The 22,678-nt window shown below is 40.1% G+C and carries 24 protein-coding genes and 1 riboswitch; of the genes, 6 read left to right on the forward strand and 18 right to left on the reverse strand.

The window, feature by feature from the left end; translation table 11 throughout:
• Window positions 1–40 precede the first annotated feature (40 nt).
• The 11 genes from ACH8E3_RS00595 to ACH8E3_RS00645 form a co-directional block, all read right to left on the reverse strand.
• On the reverse strand, window positions 41–613 hold the full coding sequence (locus ACH8E3_RS00595; protein ID WP_458630641.1) for a GerMN domain-containing protein: 573 nt from the start codon (window positions 611–613) through the stop codon (window positions 41–43).
• Between the two features lie 92 nt (window positions 614–705).
• Window positions 706–2,142, reverse strand: a complete 1,437-nt coding sequence (locus ACH8E3_RS00600; protein ID WP_458630642.1) for an N-acetylmuramoyl-L-alanine amidase — start codon at window positions 2,140–2,142, stop codon at window positions 706–708.
• 217 nt (window positions 2,143–2,359) lie between these two features.
• The gene (locus tag ACH8E3_RS00605; RefSeq protein WP_458630643.1) at window positions 2,360–2,995 is read right to left on the reverse strand and encodes a GerMN domain-containing protein; all 636 of its coding nucleotides are present in this window, start codon (window positions 2,993–2,995) and stop codon (window positions 2,360–2,362) included.
• Window positions 2,996–3,019: 24 nt separating this feature from the next.
• On the reverse strand, window positions 3,020–4,522 hold the full coding sequence (locus tag ACH8E3_RS00610; RefSeq protein ID WP_458630644.1) for an N-acetylmuramoyl-L-alanine amidase: 1,503 nt from the start codon (window positions 4,520–4,522) through the stop codon (window positions 3,020–3,022).
• Window positions 4,523–4,647: 125 nt separating this feature from the next.
• Window positions 4,648–4,962: a DMT family transporter gene (locus ACH8E3_RS00615; protein ID WP_458630645.1), complete on the reverse strand. Its 315-nt coding sequence runs from the start codon at window positions 4,960–4,962 to the stop codon at window positions 4,648–4,650.
• Window positions 4,962–5,303, reverse strand: a complete 342-nt coding sequence (locus ACH8E3_RS00620; protein ID WP_458630646.1) for a DMT family transporter — start codon at window positions 5,301–5,303, stop codon at window positions 4,962–4,964. The genes ACH8E3_RS00615 and ACH8E3_RS00620 overlap by 1 nt, the downstream gene beginning before the upstream one ends.
• Window positions 5,304–5,377: 74 nt before the next feature.
• Window positions 5,378–5,476: riboswitch (guanidine-I (ykkC/yxkD leader) on the reverse strand.
• Between the two features lie 7 nt (window positions 5,477–5,483).
• On the reverse strand, window positions 5,484–6,086 hold the full coding sequence (leuD, locus tag ACH8E3_RS00625; protein WP_458630647.1) for a 3-isopropylmalate dehydratase small subunit: 603 nt from the start codon (window positions 6,084–6,086) through the stop codon (window positions 5,484–5,486).
• A gap of 25 nt (window positions 6,087–6,111) precedes the next feature.
• Entirely contained in the window at window positions 6,112–7,533 is a 1,422-nt protein-coding gene (gene leuC / locus ACH8E3_RS00630; protein ID WP_458630891.1) for a 3-isopropylmalate dehydratase large subunit, read from the reverse strand.
• A 271-nt stretch (window positions 7,534–7,804) separates the two neighbouring features.
• Entirely contained in the window at window positions 7,805–8,494 is a 690-nt protein-coding gene (locus ACH8E3_RS00635) for an ABC transporter ATP-binding protein (protein ID WP_458630648.1), read from the reverse strand.
• Window positions 8,491–10,122 (reverse strand): ABC transporter permease, encoded by a 1,632-nt coding sequence (locus tag ACH8E3_RS00640; RefSeq protein ID WP_458630649.1) that lies wholly within the window; start codon window positions 10,120–10,122, stop codon window positions 8,491–8,493. The genes ACH8E3_RS00635 and ACH8E3_RS00640 overlap by 4 nt, the downstream gene beginning before the upstream one ends.
• Before the next feature lie 16 nt (window positions 10,123–10,138).
• A complete protein-coding gene (locus ACH8E3_RS00645; RefSeq protein WP_458630650.1) occupies window positions 10,139–11,221 on the reverse strand; it encodes a Fe(3+) ABC transporter substrate-binding protein in 1,083 nt (360 codons plus the stop codon).
• 221 nt (window positions 11,222–11,442) lie between these two features.
• On the opposite strand from ACH8E3_RS00645, the gene ACH8E3_RS00650 reads away from it, so the two are divergent.
• The 4 genes from ACH8E3_RS00650 (at window position 11,443) to proC (ending at window position 16,121) form a co-directional block, all read left to right on the forward strand.
• Window positions 11,443–12,357, forward strand: a complete 915-nt coding sequence (locus tag ACH8E3_RS00650) for a LysR family transcriptional regulator (RefSeq protein WP_458630651.1) — start codon at window positions 11,443–11,445, stop codon at window positions 12,355–12,357.
• Between the two features lie 362 nt (window positions 12,358–12,719).
• Window positions 12,720–13,823 (forward strand): glutamate 5-kinase, encoded by a 1,104-nt coding sequence (gene proB, locus ACH8E3_RS00655; protein ID WP_458630652.1) that lies wholly within the window; start codon window positions 12,720–12,722, stop codon window positions 13,821–13,823.
• A gap of 164 nt (window positions 13,824–13,987) precedes the next feature.
• Window positions 13,988–15,241: a glutamate-5-semialdehyde dehydrogenase gene (locus ACH8E3_RS00660; protein WP_458630653.1), complete on the forward strand. Its 1,254-nt coding sequence runs from the start codon at window positions 13,988–13,990 to the stop codon at window positions 15,239–15,241.
• A gap of 22 nt (window positions 15,242–15,263) precedes the next feature.
• Window positions 15,264–16,121: a pyrroline-5-carboxylate reductase gene (proC, locus tag ACH8E3_RS00665; protein ID WP_458630654.1), complete on the forward strand. Its 858-nt coding sequence runs from the start codon at window positions 15,264–15,266 to the stop codon at window positions 16,119–16,121.
• Between the two features lie 72 nt (window positions 16,122–16,193).
• Here the strand turns inward: proC and ACH8E3_RS00670 are convergent, their stop codons facing one another.
• The 6 genes from ACH8E3_RS00670 to ACH8E3_RS00695 form a co-directional block, all read right to left on the reverse strand.
• Window positions 16,194–17,072, reverse strand: a complete 879-nt coding sequence (locus tag ACH8E3_RS00670) for an NAD-dependent epimerase/dehydratase family protein (RefSeq protein ID WP_458630655.1) — start codon at window positions 17,070–17,072, stop codon at window positions 16,194–16,196.
• A 24-nt stretch (window positions 17,073–17,096) separates the two neighbouring features.
• On the reverse strand, window positions 17,097–18,230 hold the full coding sequence (locus ACH8E3_RS00675) for a hypothetical protein (protein WP_458630656.1): 1,134 nt from the start codon (window positions 18,228–18,230) through the stop codon (window positions 17,097–17,099).
• A gap of 23 nt (window positions 18,231–18,253) precedes the next feature.
• Complete coding sequence (locus tag ACH8E3_RS00680) at window positions 18,254–18,703, reverse strand: hypothetical protein (protein WP_458630657.1); 450 nt, start codon at window positions 18,701–18,703, stop codon at window positions 18,254–18,256.
• Window positions 18,700–19,281: an RNA polymerase sigma factor gene (locus tag ACH8E3_RS00685; RefSeq protein WP_458630658.1), complete on the reverse strand. Its 582-nt coding sequence runs from the start codon at window positions 19,279–19,281 to the stop codon at window positions 18,700–18,702. The genes ACH8E3_RS00680 and ACH8E3_RS00685 overlap by 4 nt, the downstream gene beginning before the upstream one ends.
• A 97-nt stretch (window positions 19,282–19,378) precedes the next feature.
• Window positions 19,379–20,086, reverse strand: a complete 708-nt coding sequence (gene deoD, locus ACH8E3_RS00690) for a purine-nucleoside phosphorylase (protein ID WP_458630659.1) — start codon at window positions 20,084–20,086, stop codon at window positions 19,379–19,381.
• 90 nt (window positions 20,087–20,176) lie between these two features.
• The gene (locus ACH8E3_RS00695; protein WP_458630660.1) at window positions 20,177–21,115 is read right to left on the reverse strand and encodes an EamA family transporter; all 939 of its coding nucleotides are present in this window, start codon (window positions 21,113–21,115) and stop codon (window positions 20,177–20,179) included.
• Between the two features lie 333 nt (window positions 21,116–21,448).
• Here ACH8E3_RS00695 and ACH8E3_RS00700 point away from each other — a divergent pair, with 333 nt between their 5' ends.
• Entirely contained in the window at window positions 21,449–21,610 is a 162-nt protein-coding gene (locus tag ACH8E3_RS00700) for a hypothetical protein (protein ID WP_458630661.1), read from the forward strand.
• 39 nt (window positions 21,611–21,649) lie between these two features.
• Window positions 21,650–21,973 carry a hypothetical protein gene (locus ACH8E3_RS00705; RefSeq protein WP_458630662.1) on the forward strand — a complete coding sequence of 108 codons (324 nt, stop codon included), beginning with the start codon at window positions 21,650–21,652 and terminating at the stop codon, window positions 21,971–21,973.
• Between the two features lie 130 nt (window positions 21,974–22,103).
• On the opposite strand, the gene ACH8E3_RS00710 is transcribed toward ACH8E3_RS00705, so the two are convergent.
• The gene (locus ACH8E3_RS00710; RefSeq protein ID WP_458630663.1) at window positions 22,104–22,673 is read right to left on the reverse strand and encodes a DUF1697 domain-containing protein; all 570 of its coding nucleotides are present in this window, start codon (window positions 22,671–22,673) and stop codon (window positions 22,104–22,106) included.
• Window positions 22,674–22,678 lie beyond the last annotated feature (5 nt).

Genomic DNA, 22,678 nt, shown 5'->3' on the forward strand with positions numbered 1-22,678 from the left:
CGTTGTTTATGCTTCAATTCCTGCTTTTCCTACTTTTTCTCTATTTTTTCATCATTGGATGTTCAAGATCAACATGTCCCATGAGCGACTCGATTTGCTCGCCATTCACTAGTAGTTCTATCGCTTTAACTTCATCGAATTGGAACATGGTTTTCTGAAGTGCTTCTATGGCGAACATTTCACCACTAGATCCAAGACGTGCTTCATCTGGGAGATTAATATCTATCGTTACTTCACCATCTTTAAATTTCAAAGAGAGTAATTCCATTCCATTCCATAATGAGATGAACTTGGCGTCATCATTTTTTTGTAAAGCCTTAAAAGCGGCCTCATATTTTTCCGAGTCATTCTTAAACGAGATCTCTGTTTTGTTCTCAACCACTTCCAATGCCTCTGGATCAGTGAAATATACCTTAATGGTCTCTTTCTTTGATGGATCGACAGGTGCTTTATCTTCAACTTCAATCGTATTTCCTCCACCTGATGTATTCGTCGTTGGAATTTCTATCTCTGGTTGTGTTTCATTTGGTTGCGCCGTAGGCTTATCCCCACAGCCAGTTCCAAGCACTACAACTAAGGCTAGAAGCCCCGTACTCCACCATTTTCTGCTCATAATCTCTCCCCCTAAAAGTTTTGTTGTATATACTTCTTGATTAATCTTCTACAAAACTCACTTCGAAAGCGTTACTTAAGTTTTGTTGTATATTACTTCACACCCAAATATTCCTTGATGCCATTCACAATTCCTTGTGCAACACGATTCTGTAAATCTTCCGTGAATAATTTAGATTCATCTGATTTGTTACTTAAATATCCCGCCTCTAGTAATACCGCTGCCATCTTCGTTTCACGAATGACATGGAAGTTACCATAACGTACACCACGATCTTTCAATCCTGTTGCGGGTACTAAATACTTATGCATTATTTTTGCAAATGCAAGACTACTATCATTCTTGTAATAGGTCTCCGTGCCTGTTGCAGCAGCTGATGTCGAACTATTCGCGTGTATGGACACGAATACTGATGCATTTAGATCATTAGCAATTTTAACGCGTTGCTTTAAGTCAAGGAATGTATCATTTCTACGAGTCAATACGACTTCTAATTCAGGTTCATTCTTTAATAACTTCTCCGTTTTTAGAGCCACTGCAAGATTGAAATCTTTCTCTTTCTTACCTGGTTCTTTTTTTCCAATCGCTCCTGATGCCCCAGGGTCATGAGCGCCGTGTCCAGCATCAATGACTACAATCTTCTTGCCATTACCTACATTGGGATAGTTAGTATCGGGCATAGATGCATCCAATTCAATGACAAACATATTATTCTCGGTATATGCGCTATACTTCGGCATATAATTCATATCCATGACAACTCTTACTGTCGCAGGTGAGTTGTTAAACAATGAATATCTGACTTGAGATATTGCTGGAGAACCTAGCACATAGAAGCTACCATTTAAGTTTTTATCCAATGGTTGTGATATCTGATATGTATCAGAGAACTGAGCATAAGGCATATCGATTACTATACGATCTGGTGCAGATAGTATAGATACCTTTGGTTGTGTATTACCCGTTATACCAATCATTAAACGGTTCTCAGTAAAATTCATACTTTTAATTGTCGCCAAGACTGGACTCGATGGTTTATCGTTATCATCTGGATCAGTAACAGATTCCTCTTGATCTGTTTCATCTGGCCCCTTATCTGGTGATAATAAGTATACGGTTTTAGTTTTGTTGTTCCAGTCTACCAATAATCCCATTTCTTCACCTACAAAACGAAGTGGCACCATAACGGTATCATTTTTCAATATGGGAGCTATTGATAAAGTCGCCTTTTTACTATCTACATACGCAGTTTTTTGATTTACGACCAATTTAATAACGGACTGTTTATTCTTTATAGTTACCGTGCGCTCTTTTTGTTGCCACAAGACTTCGAATCCTAGGTTTTCTGAGACGACACGAATAGGAATCATTATATTATTATTAATGTTCTCCATCTTAACATTTGTTGCAAATTCAAGTTCCTTACCGTTCAAATATACATTTGAATGTCCTGAAGCCGCTTGTCCCTTGTTTGGAAATGCCATAACAAAGATGATAATAAACAATAGAAAGCTTAATTTCTTCATCATTCACCCTACCATTCTTTAAATTTTTTAAAATTTGTTATTCTTATCCACTGAATCCATGCACACTCCCTCTCCTTGGACAACTATTAGACGTTTTTAAACTACAAAGGTTGCGAATATCTTCCTTTTTCCTCATTAAAAAAACCTGATAGCAGAATCACCATCAGGTTTCGTATCCATATTTACATAAAAGTACCAACCTATTCTCTTACACTACTTCTTATCTAACCATTGGGTGTTCTAACTCAACATGACCCATAAGACTCTCTACAGACTGACCATCTACTAGAAGATCAATACTCTTAACTTCACTAAATTGAAACCATGTGTTACGGAGTGCCGTTAATGCGAAATCCTCTCCACCTGCACCTAATCTTGCAGCATCTGGGAGATGAATATCCACTGTGATCTGTCCATCTTTAAATGTGATTGTCTTCATTTCTACACCACCCCACAATGGAATCAGCTCTGAATTCCCACTGAACTGCAATGTCCTAAACGCAGCTATATACTTCTCAACATCATTAGAGAATGTGATCGCTAGTTCAACTTTTACCAGTTTTTCAGCTTGTGGATCTGTGAAGTAACTGGAAATTAATTGTTTCATCATTGTGTCTTTTTCGACCTCGGTCGATTTCGAAGGCGTAACCGTTTCTTTTTTATCATCCACTTGCGCATCTTTAATCGATGGAACGGATGCTGTCGTCGCTTCAGGAGTTACTGTCTTGGGTTCTTGATCAACCACAATCACGTCCTCCCTAGTAACAACTTTGGTTACTGGCTTCTGCCCACATGCTGTTACAGTCAGAACAATGAATACAGATAATATTAGGATACATTTCAATTTATTATTCAATATGAGCACATCCCCCAAGAGAAATCAATTCGATCCTACGTTAAGGTAATCTTTAATACCATTTACAATCGCCTGAGCTACTCGATTCTGCAAGTCTTCCGTAAATAATACAGCTTCATCCGCTTTATTACTAAGGAATCCAATTTCTAAAAGCGTTGCAGGCATTGTCGTTTCTCTAATGACATGGAAGTTATCATCCTTCACGCCACGATCCTTCAACCCCGTTGCTTCTATTAAATAATGATGAATATGCTTTGCAAGTTCTTTGCTGTCTTTACGCTTATAATAGTAAGATTCTGTTCCATTGGGACTTGAAGATGGATTACTATTGCCGTGTATGGAGACAAATACATCAGCAGATAATTGATTGGCAAGTTGAGCACGTTGAGACAAGGATACATCCACATCCGTCTCACGCGTCATGACAACATCCAAATTCGATTCTTTCAAAAGAAGTTGTTGTACTTTTAGAGCAATCGACAACGTGAATTTCTTCTCTTGAACACCAGTTATACTCGTAGATCCGGGTGCTGAGCCACCATGTCCTGCATCAATGACCACAACCTTACGACCTGAATCGATAACAGGGATGTCTACATTCCCGATTGGATCTTCCGGAACATTCAGATCCAAAATAAATATATTAGAAACTAGTTCTTCTTTCATTTGGAAGTTCTGTTCACGATCTAGTTCAATTACAACACGAAGCACTTTTTCCTTCTCCGTGTGAATCGAATATCTTACATCTTTCACATTAGGATATATACTCAAATCTAGCTTGTTTAATTCTCCTTGCAATGAAGGCCTCAACGTATGAATCGTCGCAAATGTATCTGCAAATATCGTGTTAGGAAAGTCAACTACAATACGATCTGGATTCGATAGTCTAAATGTATTTGCCTTAGTCGTACCATCCATGGATACAACTAATTGGTTATTCACAAATTCTATTCTATTTACCTTTACGTTCGCATTGACAGTAGGATCAACGACAGGATTAGTGATCGTTGGTTCTTGCTTATTAGGATTTGTTAGAATAGGTAAATCGACCTTCTCGTCCCCGCTTGCTTGTCCATTATCAGTGGAAGAAGATGTATTGCTTGTTAAATAAACCGTCTTATCCAATGCATCCCAGCTTACTAGCAATCCCATCTGCTCACTTACGAAACGAATGGGAACGATAACTGAACTATTAAATAGTTGTGGTGCAGTTCGCAGATTAATTTTCTTCCCGTCAATGATGACTTCATCTTTGTTCACGGTCAGGGTGATCACTTTTGAATTTTGTTGAATTTTCACTTTTTTATCCGTTGGATTCCAGTCGACTTTAAATTTAAGATTCTCGACAACGACTCGAATCGGAATCATCACGTTGTCGTTAACAATCTGGACTTGAACATTATCCGGCATGGTAATTTCTTGACCATCCAGAATGATCTTAGAAGGAGATGGAGCCGCTTGACTATTCGTTGGATAAACGACCAAAAACAGCACACATAACAACAGTAGAAAACTAAATTTCTTCATTTTTCACCTCAGTTGTAATATTTCAAATATGTTGTTGCTTAACAAACCCTATTCGTCATCATTTTTTGCAATATTAACAATATTCTAGCTAATGTTCGGAATTCCTGCTTTTTCTCATCATTTTCTTAGGAAACTAGCTTTAACCCAATGGCTGAGCACACAATCATCGATATACATACCATTCGTTTCCAATCCCTTGATTCTCCATATAACAACATACCTAATATGGCACCACCCGATGCCCCAATACCTGTCCAAATCGCATAGGATGTTCCCATCGGTAATGTCTTCATAGCTAGAGCAAGTAATAAGAAACTCGCACCGAACCCTCCGAATAATATAATCATAGTCTGCCAACGTCTGTCTCGATGCCATTTAGCAATCATAGCCACACCTAACATCTCAAACATCCCCGCACAAATCAAAGAAATCCAAGCCATTACGTATTCGCCTCCTTCTCACTCTTCTCTTCAGTCACTAATTTGAGACCCAATACACCTGCCAGTAATAAGACGATAAGCAGTATAGTCATAAGCTTGATAGGTTCCCCGAAAAGGACAACATCGGCTAGAACCGTACCAGCTGTACCCATCCCAACAAAGACGGCATAGACCGTTCCAATGGGAAGCTTTCTTCCAGCCATAATCAATACATAGAAGCTGACAACGATCGCTATCAGAGTACCCGTCCATGTCCAAACATCATTCGCATGCTTCAACCCAATAACCCACATCACTTCAAAAAAAGCTGCAATGATGACCTTCAACCATTCCCGATTCATGTATCGCACCCCTTATCCTTATTTAGTTACAAAAAAACAAAAAGAACCCAGGAGATCACTGTTCACTCAACAGTATCTCCCAGGCTTTTATCCTTCCGTGGCATAGCAACGCTATGAGTTCTCTCTCGGACCAGACCAACAACGATCGTTGCGGAACCCTAGAGAACATATTTTATGAAATTAGACTACTGCCGCGTTATCTCTATTCTGCTCAAATGCCGTAATGGCATCTTCATGTTGCAGTGTTAGACCGATATCATCCAGACCTTGAAGTAAGAATTGACGACGGTGTTCATCAATCTGGAAATCGATGTGCAGACCATAATCATCCGTTAGCGTCTGGTTCTCTAGATCAACATGCAGTTGATAACCGTCATTCGCAGCCGTTCTTTTAAATATATCATCTACCTGCTCTTCTGAAAGCTTGATCGGTAAGATACTGTTCTTGAAACAGTTATTATAGAAGATATCTGCAAAAGAAGGTGCAATAACGCATTTGAAGCCATAATCTAGAATCGCCCAAGGCGCATGCTCACGTGATGACCCACAACCAAAGTTCGCTCTAGAAACAAGAACGGACGCTCCTTGGTAGCGAGGCTTATTCAGATCGAAACTCTCGATAATGTTACCTTGTTGGTCGAAACGCCATTCATAGAACAGAAATTGACCAAATCCAGTACGCTCGATTCTTTTTAGAAATTGTTTAGGTATAATAGCATCTGTATCTACGTTAACTCGATCTACGGGTCCTACAATTCCTGTTAATTTAGTAAATGCATCCATATTGTTAGCTCCTCTCTTCTCTTTCTTAGTTCGCTATTTCCGTCTTGAAGTTCCACTCACGGATATCTGTGAATCTACCTTTAACCGCAGCCGCTGCTGCCATAGCAGGAGATACAAGATGTGTACGTCCTCCACGTCCTTGACGACCTTCGAAGTTACGATTCGATGTAGATGCACAACGTTGTCCAGGCTCAAGAACATCTGGATTCATGGCTAGACACATACTGCATCCTGCGTCACGCCATTCAAAGCCTGCGTCAGTGAATATTTTATCAAGTCCTTCTTGCTCCGCTTGAATCTTGACTCTACCTGATCCAGGTACGACGATAGCCGTTACTCTACCAGCCACACTATAGCCTTTGGCTACAGCTGCCGCCGCGCGTAAATCTTCAATACGACCATTTGTACAAGATCCAATAAAGACATAATCAATCTCAATATCCGTCATTGGCGTTCCTGGTTTAAGATCCATATATTCGAGTGCATCTTCTGCAGCTTTACGTTCATTCTCCGTTGGTAGTTCGGATGGCACAGGAACCTTAGATGTAATATCTGTTCCCATTCCTGGACTTGTACCCCAAGTCACTTGAGGAATTAATGAATCGACATCGAATTCCAATATCGTATCGAATTCAGCACCATCATCCGTACACAATTGCTTCCAATCTTCAACAGCCTTGTCGAAGTCAGCCCCTTGTGGTACATGTTCACGACCACGTAGATAGTCAAATGTTGTCTGGTCTGGTGCGATCATTCCTGCTCTCGCTCCACCTTCAATAGACATATTACAGATGGTCATACGCTCTTCCATCGTTAACGACACGATAGAGTCACCCGTGTATTCAATAACATATCCCGTTGCGAAATCTGTACCATACTTAGCAATTACGCCTAGAATCATATCTTTAGCGGTAACACCTAGATTACGTTTACCTATAAAACGGATCTCCATTGTTCTAGCTTTGGATTGTTGTAAACATTGCGTAGCTAATACATGTTCAACTTCACTTGTACCAATACCGAATGCTAATGCACCGAAAGCACCGTGAGTTGAAGTATGACTATCCCCACATACGATCGTCTTCCCTGGATTCGTAAGACCAAGTTCAGGCCCCATAACGTGAACTACCCCTTGTTCAATACTATCAAGGTCATATAATTTCACACCGAAATCACGACAGTTCTGTGACAACGTATCAATTTGTTGCTTAGAGATTGGATCTTTAATGTTGAATCGATCTTTTGTTGGTACGTTATGATCCATCGTTGCGAAAGTTCGCTCTGGACGACGTACTTGGCGCCCGCTTAAACGAAGACCTTCAAAAGCCTGCGGAGAAGTCACTTCATGAACAAGATGCAAATCGATATAGATGATACTCGGCTTGCCTTCTTCTTGATGAATGACGTGATTATCCCAAATTTTCTCAAACATTGTCTTTTTACTCATCATATTCACCCCATCTTTAATTCGAACTTTGGAAGATCTGCTTCAATATGAAGCGTCTCTTGATTAATTACAATATTATCACCAAAACACTCATTGTTCCAAGATATAATATCTATTAACTTTATAGGATTTAACTATAACAGGTTTGAATTCAGGTCATTATGAGTAGTCAAACACAAAAAAGGTCAGTTTATGTTTCACTCTGACCCTAACGTTCTGATACATTATCATTCCACGCATGTCAGAATTAGAATGATACTTTTCTCGTTATTCATTTAATAATCCGGAGTTTTTGTTCGTTGAAATCGTTCATCACTTTCGACTGATTGAGTATGATACTATGATCACATATCGCTTCAACATCATTTCGATCATGTGTGACTATAATACAAGTCATATTAGCTTTTTTTAGAATGACCCGAAGTTCCTCCCGAATCAACTCTTTTAAATCCGTATCTAGGTTGCTGAATGGTTCATCCATTAACAACACTTTCGGTTTAGGTGCAAGTGCTCTAGCAAGAGCAACCCTTTGCTGCTGCCCACCACTTAATTCATGTGGATATCTTTTTACATAACTCTCTAGTTGGACAAGATCTAGCATCTCATCTACACGTCGCTTACGATCCTTTCGAGGCATGCGGGATAATCCAAATAAAATATTATCTTTCACCGTCATATGAGGGAAAAGAGCATAGTCTTGAAAAACCATTCCCACTCCTCTTTCCTCAGGATGAATAAATACACCTTCATTTACAACGGTGTCACCGGCAATTTTAATGGTACCTTTTTGCGGCATCTCTAATCCTGATATTAAGCGAAGTAATGTACTTTTCCCACTTCCACTTTCCCCTAATATACCCATAATCTCTAGCTTTTCCATTGAAAATGAAAAATCATTAATCACTGGTTTGTCTTTCCGTGAAAATGAAAAAGTGAGGCCTTCAATTTCGATAATACTCATGGTTTCACCCTCTTACCTATCATTTGAAGAATGATGACTGATATCATGCTAATTGCAATAATTAAAAGAGAAGATATAGATGCTTCATATATTTGCTCATCGTATGCATATTGATAAGTCTTTGTTGCTAGCGTTTCAAAATTAAAAGGTCTTAACAACAATGCCAAGGGTAATTCCTTACAAATTTCAACAAACGTTAAAATAAATCCACTAAATATAGCCCCTTTAATTAATGGAAAATCAACTTTAAAAAAGGTTCTTGTTACACCTAGTCCGAGTAGTCTTGATGCTTCCGTATACTTCGTTCCCACTTTTTCAAATCCCACTTCAATCGCATTAAATCCGGTAGCCATAAAACGAATTGAATACCCAACGATTAACATGACTAAAGATAAACTTAATATGAGAGGTGCTTCACCAAGTCCCATATTAGAATATACCGGAGCGAGCCATTTATCCAGCAAGATAAACATCGCTAGTACACCAATGGCAATAATCGGCCCTGGAACAGAATAACCTGTAGTGACACTTTTCGATAATATGAATGAAAACATAGAATGAGATCTACAAACATTGGCAACAACAACAGAAAGCGTGATGATGATCAATGTAGATATAGCTGCAACATATACGGTTTGATAAAGAAGCGTGAAAAATGAAGTGTCCCAAACTTTATGAAACGTCATTCTTGCCCAAGCGATCAACTGAATAACTGGAATGAGAAATCCAATTAGAAATACGACTCCGCATAACATAAATGCGCCTATCCCAGCCATTCCTTTCAACTTAACAGGTACTAGAGGCCTTGATTTAGTATTGATATGATAACGTCTCCGCTGCCTAAGCAGTCTTTCTATAAAGAACATTCCAACGATAATAACCATAAGCCAAGCAGCAAGTCTCATAGCTGAATTCACATCATACATCCCGAACCACGTTTGAAAAATAGCCGTTGAAATGGTATGAATGCCAAGATAGCTTGTAACACCATAGTCACTTAGCACTTCGTAAATGACCAAAATGGCACCTCCAACAATAGCAGGTCTAGAAAGTGGAAGGACCACTTTAGTAAATATTGCTAACGGATTTCTTCCCAATAATCTTGCATTTTCAATATAAGAAGTACTCTGATTTTCTAAAAAGGATCTAGTGATAATGTATACATATGGAAAAAGGAACATGGTAAAGACGAAGATGGCTCCACGTAATGATGAAACGGATAACAGCTCCGAATCGATCCGATAATTATAATGATTTCGAAAAGTCGTTTGAATGATTCCGGTGTAGCCTAGCATCGTTCGATAGGTATATGCTCCAATATATGGTGGAATCGAAAGAGGCAAAATTAACCCCCAACGGAAAAATCTTTTCAACGGAAAATCATAAGCTGCAACCAGCCATGCCAGTGTTACACCTAAAAAGGCAGTTAGAGCACCCGTTACAACTACAATTATGATCGTATTTGCAACATAATTCTTCAATAAATACTGGCGAATATGAAACCAGTTTTCATTGGGTTCTTGAAATATAGAAGAGAAGATAAATAGGATAGGCAGTAGAATTACTACTGCCCCAATGATACTAATCATCCACCAACCGTTAAACTCTTTTTTTATGCTACGTTTCATCAGTTCTAATCTCATATTATTTCCAACTTGTTTTATTGAAGATTTCAATTGCCTTTTTATTATGCTCCCCTAAAGTATCAAAGTTAAGTTGTTGGATTTTGAAGTCTCCCCAGCTCTTTAGCAACGCTGGTTTTTCTGCATTAGGGTTTACTGGAAACTCATAATTATTTGCTGACAAGATCTCTTGAGCTTCAACAGATGTCATAAACTCAATTAGTTGAATCGCATTTTCCTTATTCTTACTATGTTTCGTTAAGCCAATTCCACTAATATTAACATGAGTACCATTCGTTTCTTGGTTCGGGAAGAAGACTCCGATTTGATCAGCAACTTTTACTTCTTCAGGATCTTCAGAATTTGCAAGCAGACCTACATAATAGGTATTCATAATGGCAATATCTCCAGTGCCTGCAGCAATTGCATGCGCTTGGTCCCGGTCACCGCCATCTGGCTGGCGGGCAAAATTATTAACGATTCCTTGAGACCATTGTTCAGCTTGTTCTTCTCCATTCAACTCAATAAAGGAAGCAAGTAATGATTGGTTATATAAACTTGTTGAAGAACGGACTAACAACTTCCCTTTCCATTTGTCACTTGTTAAATCCTCATAAGTAGACAATTCCTCAGGTGAAACTCTGTCTTTTGAATAGGCAATTATGCGTGCTCTTGTTGCCAACCCAATCCAGTTATTATCAACATCACGAAGGTGTTCAGGTACATTTTCATTAATGATATCCGAAGTAACTGTTTGGAGTATTTCATTTTTCTTAGCGTTAGCAAGGATTCCACCGTCTACTGTAACGAATAAATCAGCTGCAGTACTTTCTCCTTCACGCTTTAATCTCTCGATAAGCTCTTCAGCTTTACCTTTTACAACATTCACTTTAATGCCTGTTTCTTCTGTGAATTTTTTATAAAGCTCATCATCAACTTCATAGTTTCTTCCAGTGAAAATATTTACTTCTTGATTTTTAGTTGTTTCAGGTTTTGAAGCTACTTTCTCCACTTCTGTTTCACTTTGAGTTGTTCCGCACCCGGCTAGAACAATCATCAGCAATGTACTAGTCAATAAAGGTTTGATTAATTTAGTTAAATTCATAATTTGTATCCGCCTATTCTTATTATATTTCAATTGGATGATATTGATAATCGTTATCAAATGATGCTTTTTTTATTTTACATAGCATCCTGCCTAATGTCAACACTTAATAGAACTATTTAAAATAATGCATTCTCTTCTTAACAGACGCTCTTAGTAAAAATATGTCTCTTATGATAGAATTAGATTTCAAATAAACCCACATTGAAGGAGGGTTTCCTATGGAACTAAGACAATTACATTATGCCATACAAATTGCTGCCGAACGAAATTTCTCACGGGCGGCAGAGAAATTACATATTGCTCAACCTTCCCTTAGTCAACAGTTATCCAAGCTAGAGAAGGAAATTGGTGTGCTTCTGTTTCAGCGTAATACGAGTAGTGTTGAGCTTACTCATGCTGGAGAAAAATTTATAGAACAAGCGCAGAAGATCATCGATGCAGTTGAGTTATTACGTCAGGAAATGTCAGACATTTCACAACTTCGTGGAGGTAAAGTCGTTGTGGGAAGCATGCCAATTACGGGGTCTCACTTACTTCCTTATGTGTTACCAAGCTTCAATATAGACTTTCCCGAGATTGAAATCAGTCTACTTGAAGACTCATCGATGAATTTAGAGAAACTGACTGCGGCGGGCAGAACAGATCTAAGCTTGCTCTCCTTACCTTTAGTAGAACCATCACTTGCTTATGAAATTATAGGGGAAGAATTAATTGATCTTGCCGTTCCCCCACAACATCCTCTTGCGATAAGAGCCCAAGATAACCATTCACCCGTACCCGTTCAATTAGAAGAACTACGTGATGAGCCATTCATTGTTCTTAAGAAAGGTCAGGGATTCCGTACAATGACCTTTGATCTGTGTCAACAAGCTGGGTTTGTCCCTCGAGTTGTGTTTGAGAGTAGTAACATGGAGACCATTCAATCCCTAGTAGCCGCAGGTATGGGTGTCACACTTGTCCCGAGATATATCGCACGCGCACCTAGGTCTGAATTCGTTCCGATTTATTTACCATTAGCTGAGCCCATTCCTTATCGAACGCTTGTTGTTGCCTATCGCAAAGGTCGTTATCTGTCTAAGGCAGCTGAAGCTTTTATTGCAACATTTAAAAAGTCGATGCAGAATTTACAGTAGTCTGCCATGTTAAATCTTTTGCAAAGCCATGTCTTCCATGGTATTCTATTTGAAAATAAACATTCTAAAATACATATAAACGTGTCGACGGGCCTCCATAAGTGAAGTAATTTCATGTAATCAGAGAGTAAATTCCTTGGCTGAAAGAATTTACCTTGAATCCTTATGATCCTACCCCTGAGCGGTCTGCCGAAATGGTAGGACAGTCCCTACTGTTACTAGGTAATCAAGTTGGATGAAATTTTCATCAATAAAGGTGGTACCGCGGAAGCTATAACTTTCGTCCTTTGCTCGTCAAGGATGAAGGTTTTTTTGTTATACAATGATTGGTAGAATTAGTATCTATAAAGGAAGTGAATGTTGTGTCATCCCGTATCGTCGTCAAAATTGGAAGTAGCTCTCTTACTTCTGAAGAAGGTGCACTCAATCGAGAAGCCATTCAATTCTTTGCAGGGGAAATGGCCTCCTTACGCGCAATGGGTCACGAAGTCTTATTGGTCACATCAGGTGCAGTAGCCGCAGGCTTCCGTGAGATTGGCTATTCCTCTCGTCCACGTCTATTGCATGAGAAACAAGCAGCAGCCGCGGTAGGCCAAGCATTACTCATGCAAGCTTATCAACAAGCTTTTGGGTCATACGGCATTGTTACCGCTCAATTGCTTCTTACACGAACAGATTTCTGTAGTCGCAAACGAATGAATAATGCTGGCATGACCGTGGATGAATTATTGAAACAAGGCGTCATCCCAATCTTCAACGAGAATGATACCGTCTCTGTAGATGAACTGAAATTTGGAGATAACGATACATTGTCTGCCCTTGTCGCTAATTTAGTAAAGGCCCAACATCTATTCATTCTGACAGACATGGACGGTTTGTATTCGGGCGATCCACGAATCAATCCAGATGCAACAAGGTTCGATCGTATTGGAGAAATTACGGATGAAATATATAGTTATGCAGGTGGTGCTGGCTCAGCACTAGGTACAGGTGGTATGCGTTCCAAAGTCGATGCTGCCAAGATCGCAACTAGAGGGGGTGTTCCTGTCTTTGTTGGCAAGGCGACCACGGAGGGCGATCTACAACGAGTAGTTACAGGCGGAGGACAAGGAACATACTTCGACACAGCGCTATCTTCCCTCTCCATGAAAAAACAATGGCTAGGATTCATGTCCACCCCACTTGGTTCGATCACTGTAGATGAAGGTGCAGAGAAAGCACTTACGCATGGAGGACATAGTCTACTCCCAGTCGGTGTCAAGCTCGTAAAGGGTCATTTCCACGCTGGAGATGTCGTTGAAGTGCTTAATATGGGAGCTGGTGTTATTGGGAGAGGTATCGTCAATTATGATGACGAACAACTAAGAAAAATCCATGGTATGTCTAGTTCAGAAGTATATCAGGTTTTAAGTAATATTCACCGCCTAGAAGTGATCCATCGAGATGAATGGATTACTTTGAAATAAGAGGTTACGGATTATCCTTCCGATCGCTGTTGCCCCCAAATTGTCAGAACATATTGGTATAACGATACAATTTGGGGGCAAAGGCGAACGCTCCGCTTCTTCAGGACAATTCCGTACCCTCTATACAACTTAAAGTGTTTATACCCATTCGAGGAGGTTATCCCATGAACAGTAATGAAGTAATCACAAAAGCGACCCTAGCTAAAACAGCATCCACTGTACTTAATCGGTTGACTACAGAACAGAAGAATGAAGCATTACGACTTATGGCACAAGCGCTTATACAAGAGCAAGATATCATCCTTCAGGCGAACAAAGAGGATCTAGAACGAGGACGCCAACAAGGTACACCCGCTTCTCTTCTTGATCGCTTAGCGCTCAATCCAGAACGAATTCATGCTATGGCTGAAGGACTAGAACAGATTATTGATCTTCCCGATCCCATTGGAGATGTACTAGAAGCTATCGATCGTCCAAATGGGTTAATGATCGATAAAGTCCGTGTACCCCTAGGTGTTATAGGAATTATCTATGAAGCACGTCCGAACGTTACCGTGGATGCTGCAGGTCTTTGTCTAAAGACTGGAAATGCCGTTGTTCTTCGTGGTGGTTCATCTGCTATCTCATCCAACCGTCAAATTATTGAAGTATTACATCGCGCATTAGCCAACTCCGCTATTCCTGTGGATGCTCTACAGATCATAGAAGATCCTAATCGTAGCTCCGTAGATGAAATGTTGAAACTCAAAGGTTTATTAGATGTCCTCATACCTCGTGGTGGCAGATCACTCATCCAGAATGTCGTGGAGAATGCTTCTGTTCCCGTCATTGAGACGGGTGCTGGTGTATGCCATACGTATATCGATGCATCTGCAGATCCGGATATGGCTACGAATATCAGTATAAATGCCAAAGTACAACGTCCTTCGGTGTGTAACGCCATGGAAACACTAATCCTTCATAAGGATTATGCAGCCAACCATCTTGTCCCCCTCGCAGAACAGTTAAAAGATGCTCATGTGGATATCCGTGGTTGTGAGCAGACGGTCGCTCTAGTTCCATGGTCTACTCAAGCAACAGAAGAAGACTATTCTACAGAATATAATGACTATATCCTGAATGTACGAATCGTTGACACGATGCAAGAGGCATTAGATCATATTGCAACACATGGTACGCAACATTCGGAATGTATTGTAACGGAAGACAAAGAACATGCTGCAACCTTCATTCAAGAGGTCGATGCCGCAGCTGTCTACCATAATGCTTCCACTCGCTTTACTGATGGATTCGAATTCGGATTCGGAGCGGAGATCGGTATTAGTACTCAGAAATTACACGCACGGGGTCCTATGGGTCTACCTGCTCTCACAACGACGAAATACCGAATCTATGGCAACGGACAAATCCGTAGTTAATGCGGACAAGGAGGATCAATTAATGATCGAACAACATGAAATATTACACAACCATATTACCTTTCATGGGGCGGGCTCAATGTCAGAAGCGATTGTTCGTGGTCTAATTGAACGTTCGGTAGTCTCCCCTGCTAACATTACGATGCTGAATCGCAGTAATGCTGCCCGGCTGGAAGAACTAACTCAACGTTACGGGGTGCTAACCAGTAACGACGAGAATGGGAAGAAGAAGTTCCTTCAAACTTCCTCGGTCATCGTCTTAGCCATGAAGCCAAAAGATGCAGTTGTCGCCATTCAAGAACTAGCACCGCTATTATCCGATGGGCAGATGATTATTTCCGTGATCGCAGGTCTATCCATCGATACCATTCAGCGTTTATTAGGTCGTAATCTACCTGTCGCACGAACGATGCCGAATACTTCCAGTTCTATTGGTCTTGGTGCTACGGGTATTTCATTCTCCAAAGAAATAACAGAGACACAACGTCAGAAAGTCATGACACTATTTCAAGCCATTGGTACGGTAACCGTCATTAATGAGAGCCAAATGGATGTATTGACAGGCATTTCCGGTAGTGGTCCTGCTTATATTTACTATATGATGGAAGCCATGATGGAAGCTGGTATTCGAGGTGGACTTACGCGAGAACAATGTAAAGACTTAACCGTTCAAACGGTACTTGGTGCAGCGAACATGGTACAACAAACAGGTGAAGAACCTAGCGCATTACGGGCTAAAGTCACATCTCCCAATGGTTCCACCCAAGCGGCTATCGAAAGGTTAGATCAAGGGAACTTCTTCGAAGATGTAATCTCCGCTGTCCAGCGCTGCGCAGAACGATCACAAGAAATGGGCGCTGACTTAGAGAAGCAAACATAGTCAATGTAATGACTCGTATCAACAAGAAGCACCCCATCCTTTATCAAACGGGATGGGGTGCTTCTTGTATAGTTATTGCTTTTGTACTATTTTTCGAATTAAGCCAGGGAACCATGCATTTAAATGTGTAAACACAAATCCCGCTTCCTTCCCCTTGGCATTTCTCATGTAGAATGATTGTTTCACACCATAGGGTGATCGATCTGATTTATCCGTATATTGTTCAATCATTGCCGGCTTACCTACTTCTGTCTCCATTAACACGATCATCTCAGCTAAAGATATTTCACCTGTTGAACAAGCATTTAATGGTCCTGTAATCGATTGATCCTTCAGCCAACATAACAATGTTGCAGCTTCATCCGAAGAAATAAAGTTAATCTTTGCATCTATCGAACGAACACCTATTGTTCTTCCTTCCTTGATCCGATCGATATGAAATTCAAGTCTTCTTGTATAATCGTCTTCCCCAACTACGAACGAGAATCTCACACTACATACTGGGAATGTAGCCTGTTGTGCGAATACCGCTTCTGCTAATGCCTTTCCTCTACCATAATCGAAATCTAAGCGGCTCCCCATTTCAATGGGATATGTGTTCGGATTCACATCCGACTCTGTATGTTCAAATGGTCCTTGCTCGTATACAGCCATACTAGAAGTATTGATATATCGTTTCACCTTACCCGCAAATACTTCACAAGCATTCCGTGCATCTTGGGGCGAATAACAGATGTTATCATAAACGACATCCCATTCATTATCTGATGTAGCTGTTAATAAAGAACGATAGTCCTCTCGATCCACAACGAGTCGCTTCACTCGATCTCCAAATGTATCTGAGGTCATCCCTCTTGTAGCAATGGTCACATCCAACCCTTCATCCAACAACAACTCAACCAACCTCTTACCAAAGAATCTTGTTCCACCTAACACTAATGCTCTCTTCATGAAATCTCCTCCTTAGCGATCATTCTACCTACGACCACCGGCTTGATCTGGATTTTGCTTCATTGTCTTATTACCGATTGCCAATCTCAGTCCACCGACAATGAATACCAGCGAAATAATGAATGGTTGGATATAAGCAAGCGATCTAGAATGAAACTGAATTCGAGGATACATTGTCTCCAATACTGGGATAACAAATTGTGTACCTAAATAATACACGCCTAGTAAAAGTAATCCAATACCTATCCATCTACGATAATTACTTAATCCTTCGACAAGCGGTCGGTCAACTAGCGGTTCTTTGCCATAGCGTGAGGCCTGTTGTAATCCATCAAAGAAACTATAGAACCAGATCACTGGTATAAGGAACATGAAGATGGATAGTCTGAGAATATCTAGAATATAGATGGAACCGAGAAACAATACCATCAGCTGTAATCCTCTCTTTTGCAAGCCAAGATACATATGACCAGCACCTGGGAAGGCTGACAACAGCGTTACTAAGATTGTACTCCGTTTACCATCTGTACGTCCTTCTTCAAATTCCTCGAACAACGTCCGATCCACTAAAGTCTCACCTGCTTGCTTCCGGTTAAGTTGTTGTACGGCATCGAACATGCAATATAACCAAATGACAGGAAGGACACCTAGAAACAATAGAAATGCCGTAGAACTAGTGATCCCCGTAACGAACAACATGATCGTCATAAGTCCAAAGAATGCGACCAAAAAAGATAAACCCCGTTGCATTAATCCTAACTGCAGATGACCAAGTCCAGGAACAAACGATAGAAGAATTGTATAAAATCGCTCACTATGCTCACTGTGTATGGGTTGCTCACTGATCAATTGTCCTTGTTCATTGACTGCATGACCTAATTCGTTACGCATTTGAGATGCGGAGCGTGAGGGTGATCTTAGTATGAATATAATTAGATCCAGCATGCTTACACACCAGAAGAATAGCCCACTCACAACGCCAACTACTAAAAATAAATCTTCATTACTTGCGATGAGTAATAAGATACTCATCCCTACACTTCCAAAAAACAATATCGGATATAATAATCCTCTAGCTTTTCTTCCCAAGAAATAATGTCCTAATCCCGGGAACATATTTAATATAAATGCCAAAAATCCATTTCGGTCATTCTTCATATCAACCCATCCTCTCCATTCATTTATCGTTTCAATTGATCAAGCCAAGTGACTGTCATATTCATGATTTGATCACTATAAGATATCGTCTGTTCCTTTTCCATTACATGTAACTCTCCACTTACCAACGTATCGAATACCCCCGTAGATAGGAACAACAAGGTGATACAGGCAGCAACCGTATAATGAAATAATGAATGTTCGAACCAGCGTTGACGGCTCTTCATTCCATGCTCTTCTAATACATAGAGATGAGTAGGGATCTTGTTCATCACATCGTCGCTAAATTGAACTTCATCCAACATCTTAGGCATCCGCAATTCCATGGAAGATAGGAGTTGAATATGTATTTCCATTGCTTCTTCATCCTCTATTAAAAGAGTCTCCCAGATCAGTTCCTGCTTCTGTGTACAATTTTCATTCAAATAATTCAGCGCCAAATTTCGCTTATCATCGATACTCCAATGATTCATTTCCATTCATCCTCCTTCCATTTCTTGCGAATCCAATCTCTTGCTCGGTACAGCTTAGACTCTACTGTCTTTGGCTTCACTTGAAGCTCTTCGGCAATTTGTTCATAACTCTTCTCTTCGAGATAAAAAGCCGTGAGCACCGCTCTATGATTATCTGGTATGGATTGCAACTTACGATTGAAGAACTCGTGTTTTTCTTCACGAATAGTTAATGTTAATGGATCTTCTTCATCTGAAGCAATACATTCCATGTCATCTACTGAATATTGATTATTCTCGTTTCGCCTTGTTTTCTTACGCTTTAAATCAATGGCCTTGTTGATTGCAATTCGAGTAATCCAAGATTTAAACCCTTGCGATCGGTATTGAGAAAGAGATTTATAGATCTGGATAAACGTCTCTTGGGCAACATCTTCCGCATCTTTCGCATCCCGTAATACCGAGTAGGTTGTATAAAATATATGTTTGCTGTACTCATCTACGATGAGTCGAAAAGCATCCGAGTTGCCTTGGAGTATTTCTTCAATCACTTTATCCTCGTCAATTGCTCTCCTCTCCTTCCCTAATCTTAGACGCATATGGTATCTTTACCCCTGCACTTTTTCGAAAATACACTCTCAATATCAAAAAAACTGAACAAGGTCTCCCTCATCCAGTCTTTATCTCAACTTAGAATTACATTGTGACTGCTGTATCTAACGCTACTTCCATCATGTCATTAAATGTCGTCTGACGCTCTTTCGAAGTGGTCTCTTCACCCGTCAACAAATGATCACTAACCGTTAGAATCGTAAGTGCATTCGCACCGAATTTGGCTGCGATGGTATAGATCGCTGACGTTTCCATCTCCACAGCTAGCACACCATGTTGCATAAGCTTGTCTACCACGGAAGAATCCTCACGGTAGAACATATCCGAACTAAATATATTTCCCACATGGAGATTAAGCCCTTTCGCTTCCCCTAATTCAAAGGCTCTCTTCAGCATCTTAAAGTTAGCAATCGGGGAGAAGTCATATCCACCGAAGTGATGATGATTCATACTGGAATCCGTACAGGAAGCTTGAGCAAGAATGACATCACGCACATGAACATCTTTTTGCATAGCACCACAGGTACCCACCCGAATGAGGTTCTTAACCCCATAATCACGTATCAGTTCATTGACATATATACTCGTAGTTGGAATCCCCATGCCCGTTCCTTGGACAGATACACGTTGTCCCTTGTAGGTCCCTGTGAAACCCAACATTCCTCTAACTTCGTTATAACAAGTCACATCTTGCAAATACGTGTCCGCAATAAACTTTGCACGAAGTGGATCTCCTGGTAAAAGAATGGAATCCGCAATGTCACCCGTTTGTGCACCAATATGAATACTCATTCACATATCCCCCTTGATAGATAGTATGGATCATGCTCCATCCATCATATCATAATTCAAATTCACATTTCAGTTGAATGCTCTATGCTTTTAGGAAGCTTCATGAACCTCACGTGTACCCTTAGCATGTGTTGATTTCCGCTCTAATTTTCCTCGTAATGACATTCTATCGAGTAATTCTGGTGCCATAATACCTAGAACAATTAAGAACATGCCGAACCATTGTAATGGTGTAACCAATTCACCGAGGATAAGGACGGATACGACCATCGCCGATGGTAATTCAGCAGCACACAGAATCGTTCCTAAGCTTGCACCAATCTTAGGCATACTAATGGCAAATAACATAAACGGTACCACCACACCAAACACGCCGAGCAGTAATCCATATCTCCAAAGGCTAGTCTCTGTTAATTGAGTTACCAAGTGGATGGGACTAATGGTAAGTGATATCATCAGCAGCGCACCTGTACTAATGAAGAACAATCGTTTCGGTGCTGTTTCTTGTGTAGCCACCCTTGATGTAAGGACCAAGTATAGCGCGAAGAATAAGGCTGCCAGTAGTCCGAACAATACACCCTTAACACTTAATGAAGATAAAGATTGACCAAAGATTGCACCTGCCAACAATGTACCAACAACCAAGAATGCAATAGCAATCAGCTTACTCTTACTTGGCCATTGTCTAGTCAACACACTTTCAATCACAACACCCATCCAAGTGAATTGGAACAGGAATACCACAGCAATGGAAGCTGGTAGTTCAGACACCGTCACAGAATAAGTAATGCCCACCATCGCTGTCATCATACCCGTAATTAGAAGTAGTCCTGCATTCTTCCATGAGATCTTATAATTAAATGAGAATAAGAATATGGCTGCAATAATGACCCAACCAATGAAGTATTGGCTACCCACTAATTCAGAAGAAGTAAAGCCATCGATAAATCCGAGCTTAATCATCGTGGATAATGTGCCATACGAGATCGCACCAATGATCACAAATATTGAATATTTTAACAAGTTCACTCTAAACACTCCTCTTAAAAAAAATAAAGTCGCCACCCGCCCTAAAAAGGACAAGTGACGACTGAAAAAAAGGTTTCCCTTTTAAAAATTTCGTCTCTCAGATATAACTGAGTTTGTGAGTAATCGCTATGCAACCTTAAAAATTATAATAGAATATCTATGTTTTGTCAAACATAATCCTCGAGGTTCGAAACAGAATAATAGCCCATTCAACCCATTCAAGTAGCAGCTTTCTACTCGCACTTGTTTCAGGTTGCTCTCGACGGTGTAAGAATAGTCAAGATAGTAACAACACTTACTCTCTATATAAGAGGGTCGAAGGAGGAAAATAATATGAATGAACCAATGCGTAACGTCGAGGTAGAAAGAACTGAGGTACAGAAGAAAACAAATTCTAGTATGGTGGCATCTACTTTCATAAAATATGCAGCTTACCTACTCATATTCTTTGGCTTCTTATACTTCTTAGTTGTATATGTATTCCCTAAATTTTAAGATAAATAATTAAGATAAACAATTAAGGAGATGTTTCTTATGACCATTGATCCGAGAACAACGGCAGACTTAACCTATGAGCAGTATGACAAGTCCCGTCCTATCCTTCCAGAAATAGACATCCCTGAAAGTGATTTGCGAGATGTGAATACGATTACTGAACAAAGTGTCAGTGATTTCCCTCCAGAAATTGATCTACCTACGGAACCAAGCGAAGATTTCTACGAGGATGAGCTCGAAGATATTCCAGACGCAGATGATATTCACAAAGATAGCCCAGTCGATCCCGTAGCATTACCTATTGAGGTTGGACACGGCACAGACCTAATCAATGGTTATCATAACAATGACCCTGAATATTGAAATTTCATATAGATAACAAGACATCTATCGCCACCTCCTAACCCAGTAACCTAGAGGGCTTAGGAGGTGGCGATTTTGCATTTTATTTCTTTTTGAGGAAAGAGAATATCATGACCTCCAGCATACCACATTATGATTCCATTTCCTTTGCTAAAGCAACAAGCTCGTTCATGGTTTTCCAGTTGCGTATCGTCGAGGGCACCTCTAATTTTTGAAGATAGTTCACGAGCTTGGAATTTCGAATACTTTGATGGAATAATAGATACACTTCTCGACCTTGTATTTGATACTCCTGATGTACATTTTGATATCCCTTAAGTCCGTCAAGAACTTCATCTGAAGGTTGCTCCAGCATTAACGAGACGTATAGACTCTCGCCAACTGCTGTTACTTCAGCTTGTGATATCTGTTGCTCGGTGAACGGACAGTTGGCAACAATACTATTCATCTGCTCGGCCGTTCTTACAATCACACTAACTGATAATCCAAATACCTTTTTAATCGAATGTTCAATTTTCTCGCGTAACGCATCTTCTTCCTCGCTTGATTCAAAAAGAATATTACCACTTTGAATGTAGGTTTGTACTCGACATAACCCCATTTCCTCACACATATGCCTCAAGTGAGCCATTTTGATTATATTCTTCCCACCGACATTAATACCTCTTAAAAATGCTACATAGATCGTCAACGCTCTCACCTACT

Source organism: Paenibacillus sp. CMAA1364 (assembly GCF_054373195.1).

What these genes read in the sequence shown, in the direction of transcription:
- ACH8E3_RS00685 (WP_458630658.1), bottom strand. Translation starts at nt 19,281, where the DNA reads ATGCGTCTAAGATTAGGGAAGGAGAGGAGAGCAATTGACGAGGATAAA.
- proC (WP_458630654.1), top strand. Translation starts at nt 15,264, where the DNA reads ATGATCGAACAACATGAAATATTACACAACCATATTACCTTTCATGGG.
- ACH8E3_RS00645 (WP_458630650.1), bottom strand. Translation starts at nt 11,221, where the DNA reads ATGAATTTAACTAAATTAATCAAACCTTTATTGACTAGTACATTGCTG.
- ACH8E3_RS00675 (WP_458630656.1), bottom strand. Translation starts at nt 18,230, where the DNA reads ATGAAGAATGACCGAAATGGATTTTTGGCATTTATATTAAATATGTTC.
- leuC (WP_458630891.1), bottom strand. Translation starts at nt 7,533, where the DNA reads ATGAGTAAAAAGACAATGTTTGAGAAAATTTGGGATAATCACGTCATT.
- ACH8E3_RS00640 (WP_458630649.1), bottom strand. Translation starts at nt 10,122, where the DNA reads ATGAAACGTAGCATAAAAAAAGAGTTTAACGGTTGGTGGATGATTAGT.
- ACH8E3_RS00705 (WP_458630662.1), top strand. Translation starts at nt 21,650, where the DNA reads ATGACCATTGATCCGAGAACAACGGCAGACTTAACCTATGAGCAGTAT.
- ACH8E3_RS00650 (WP_458630651.1), top strand. Translation starts at nt 11,443, where the DNA reads ATGGAACTAAGACAATTACATTATGCCATACAAATTGCTGCCGAACGA.
- ACH8E3_RS00600 (WP_458630642.1), bottom strand. Translation starts at nt 2,142, where the DNA reads ATGATGAAGAAATTAAGCTTTCTATTGTTTATTATCATCTTTGTTATG.
- ACH8E3_RS00635 (WP_458630648.1), bottom strand. Translation starts at nt 8,494, where the DNA reads ATGAGTATTATCGAAATTGAAGGCCTCACTTTTTCATTTTCACGGAAA.
- deoD (WP_458630659.1), bottom strand. Translation starts at nt 20,086, where the DNA reads ATGAGTATTCATATTGGTGCACAAACGGGTGACATTGCGGATTCCATT.
- ACH8E3_RS00670 (WP_458630655.1), bottom strand. Translation starts at nt 17,072, where the DNA reads ATGAAGAGAGCATTAGTGTTAGGTGGAACAAGATTCTTTGGTAAGAGG.
- ACH8E3_RS00620 (WP_458630646.1), bottom strand. Translation starts at nt 5,303, where the DNA reads ATGAATCGGGAATGGTTGAAGGTCATCATTGCAGCTTTTTTTGAAGTG.
- ACH8E3_RS00660 (WP_458630653.1), top strand. Translation starts at nt 13,988, where the DNA reads ATGAACAGTAATGAAGTAATCACAAAAGCGACCCTAGCTAAAACAGCA.
- ACH8E3_RS00595 (WP_458630641.1), bottom strand. Translation starts at nt 613, where the DNA reads ATGAGCAGAAAATGGTGGAGTACGGGGCTTCTAGCCTTAGTTGTAGTG.
- ACH8E3_RS00615 (WP_458630645.1), bottom strand. Translation starts at nt 4,962, where the DNA reads ATGGCTTGGATTTCTTTGATTTGTGCGGGGATGTTTGAGATGTTAGGT.
- ACH8E3_RS00700 (WP_458630661.1), top strand. Translation starts at nt 21,449, where the DNA reads ATGAATGAACCAATGCGTAACGTCGAGGTAGAAAGAACTGAGGTACAG.
- ACH8E3_RS00680 (WP_458630657.1), bottom strand. Translation starts at nt 18,703, where the DNA reads ATGAATCATTGGAGTATCGATGATAAGCGAAATTTGGCGCTGAATTAT.
- leuD (WP_458630647.1), bottom strand. Translation starts at nt 6,086, where the DNA reads ATGGATGCATTTACTAAATTAACAGGAATTGTAGGACCCGTAGATCGA.
- ACH8E3_RS00610 (WP_458630644.1), bottom strand. Translation starts at nt 4,522, where the DNA reads ATGAAGAAATTTAGTTTTCTACTGTTGTTATGTGTGCTGTTTTTGGTC.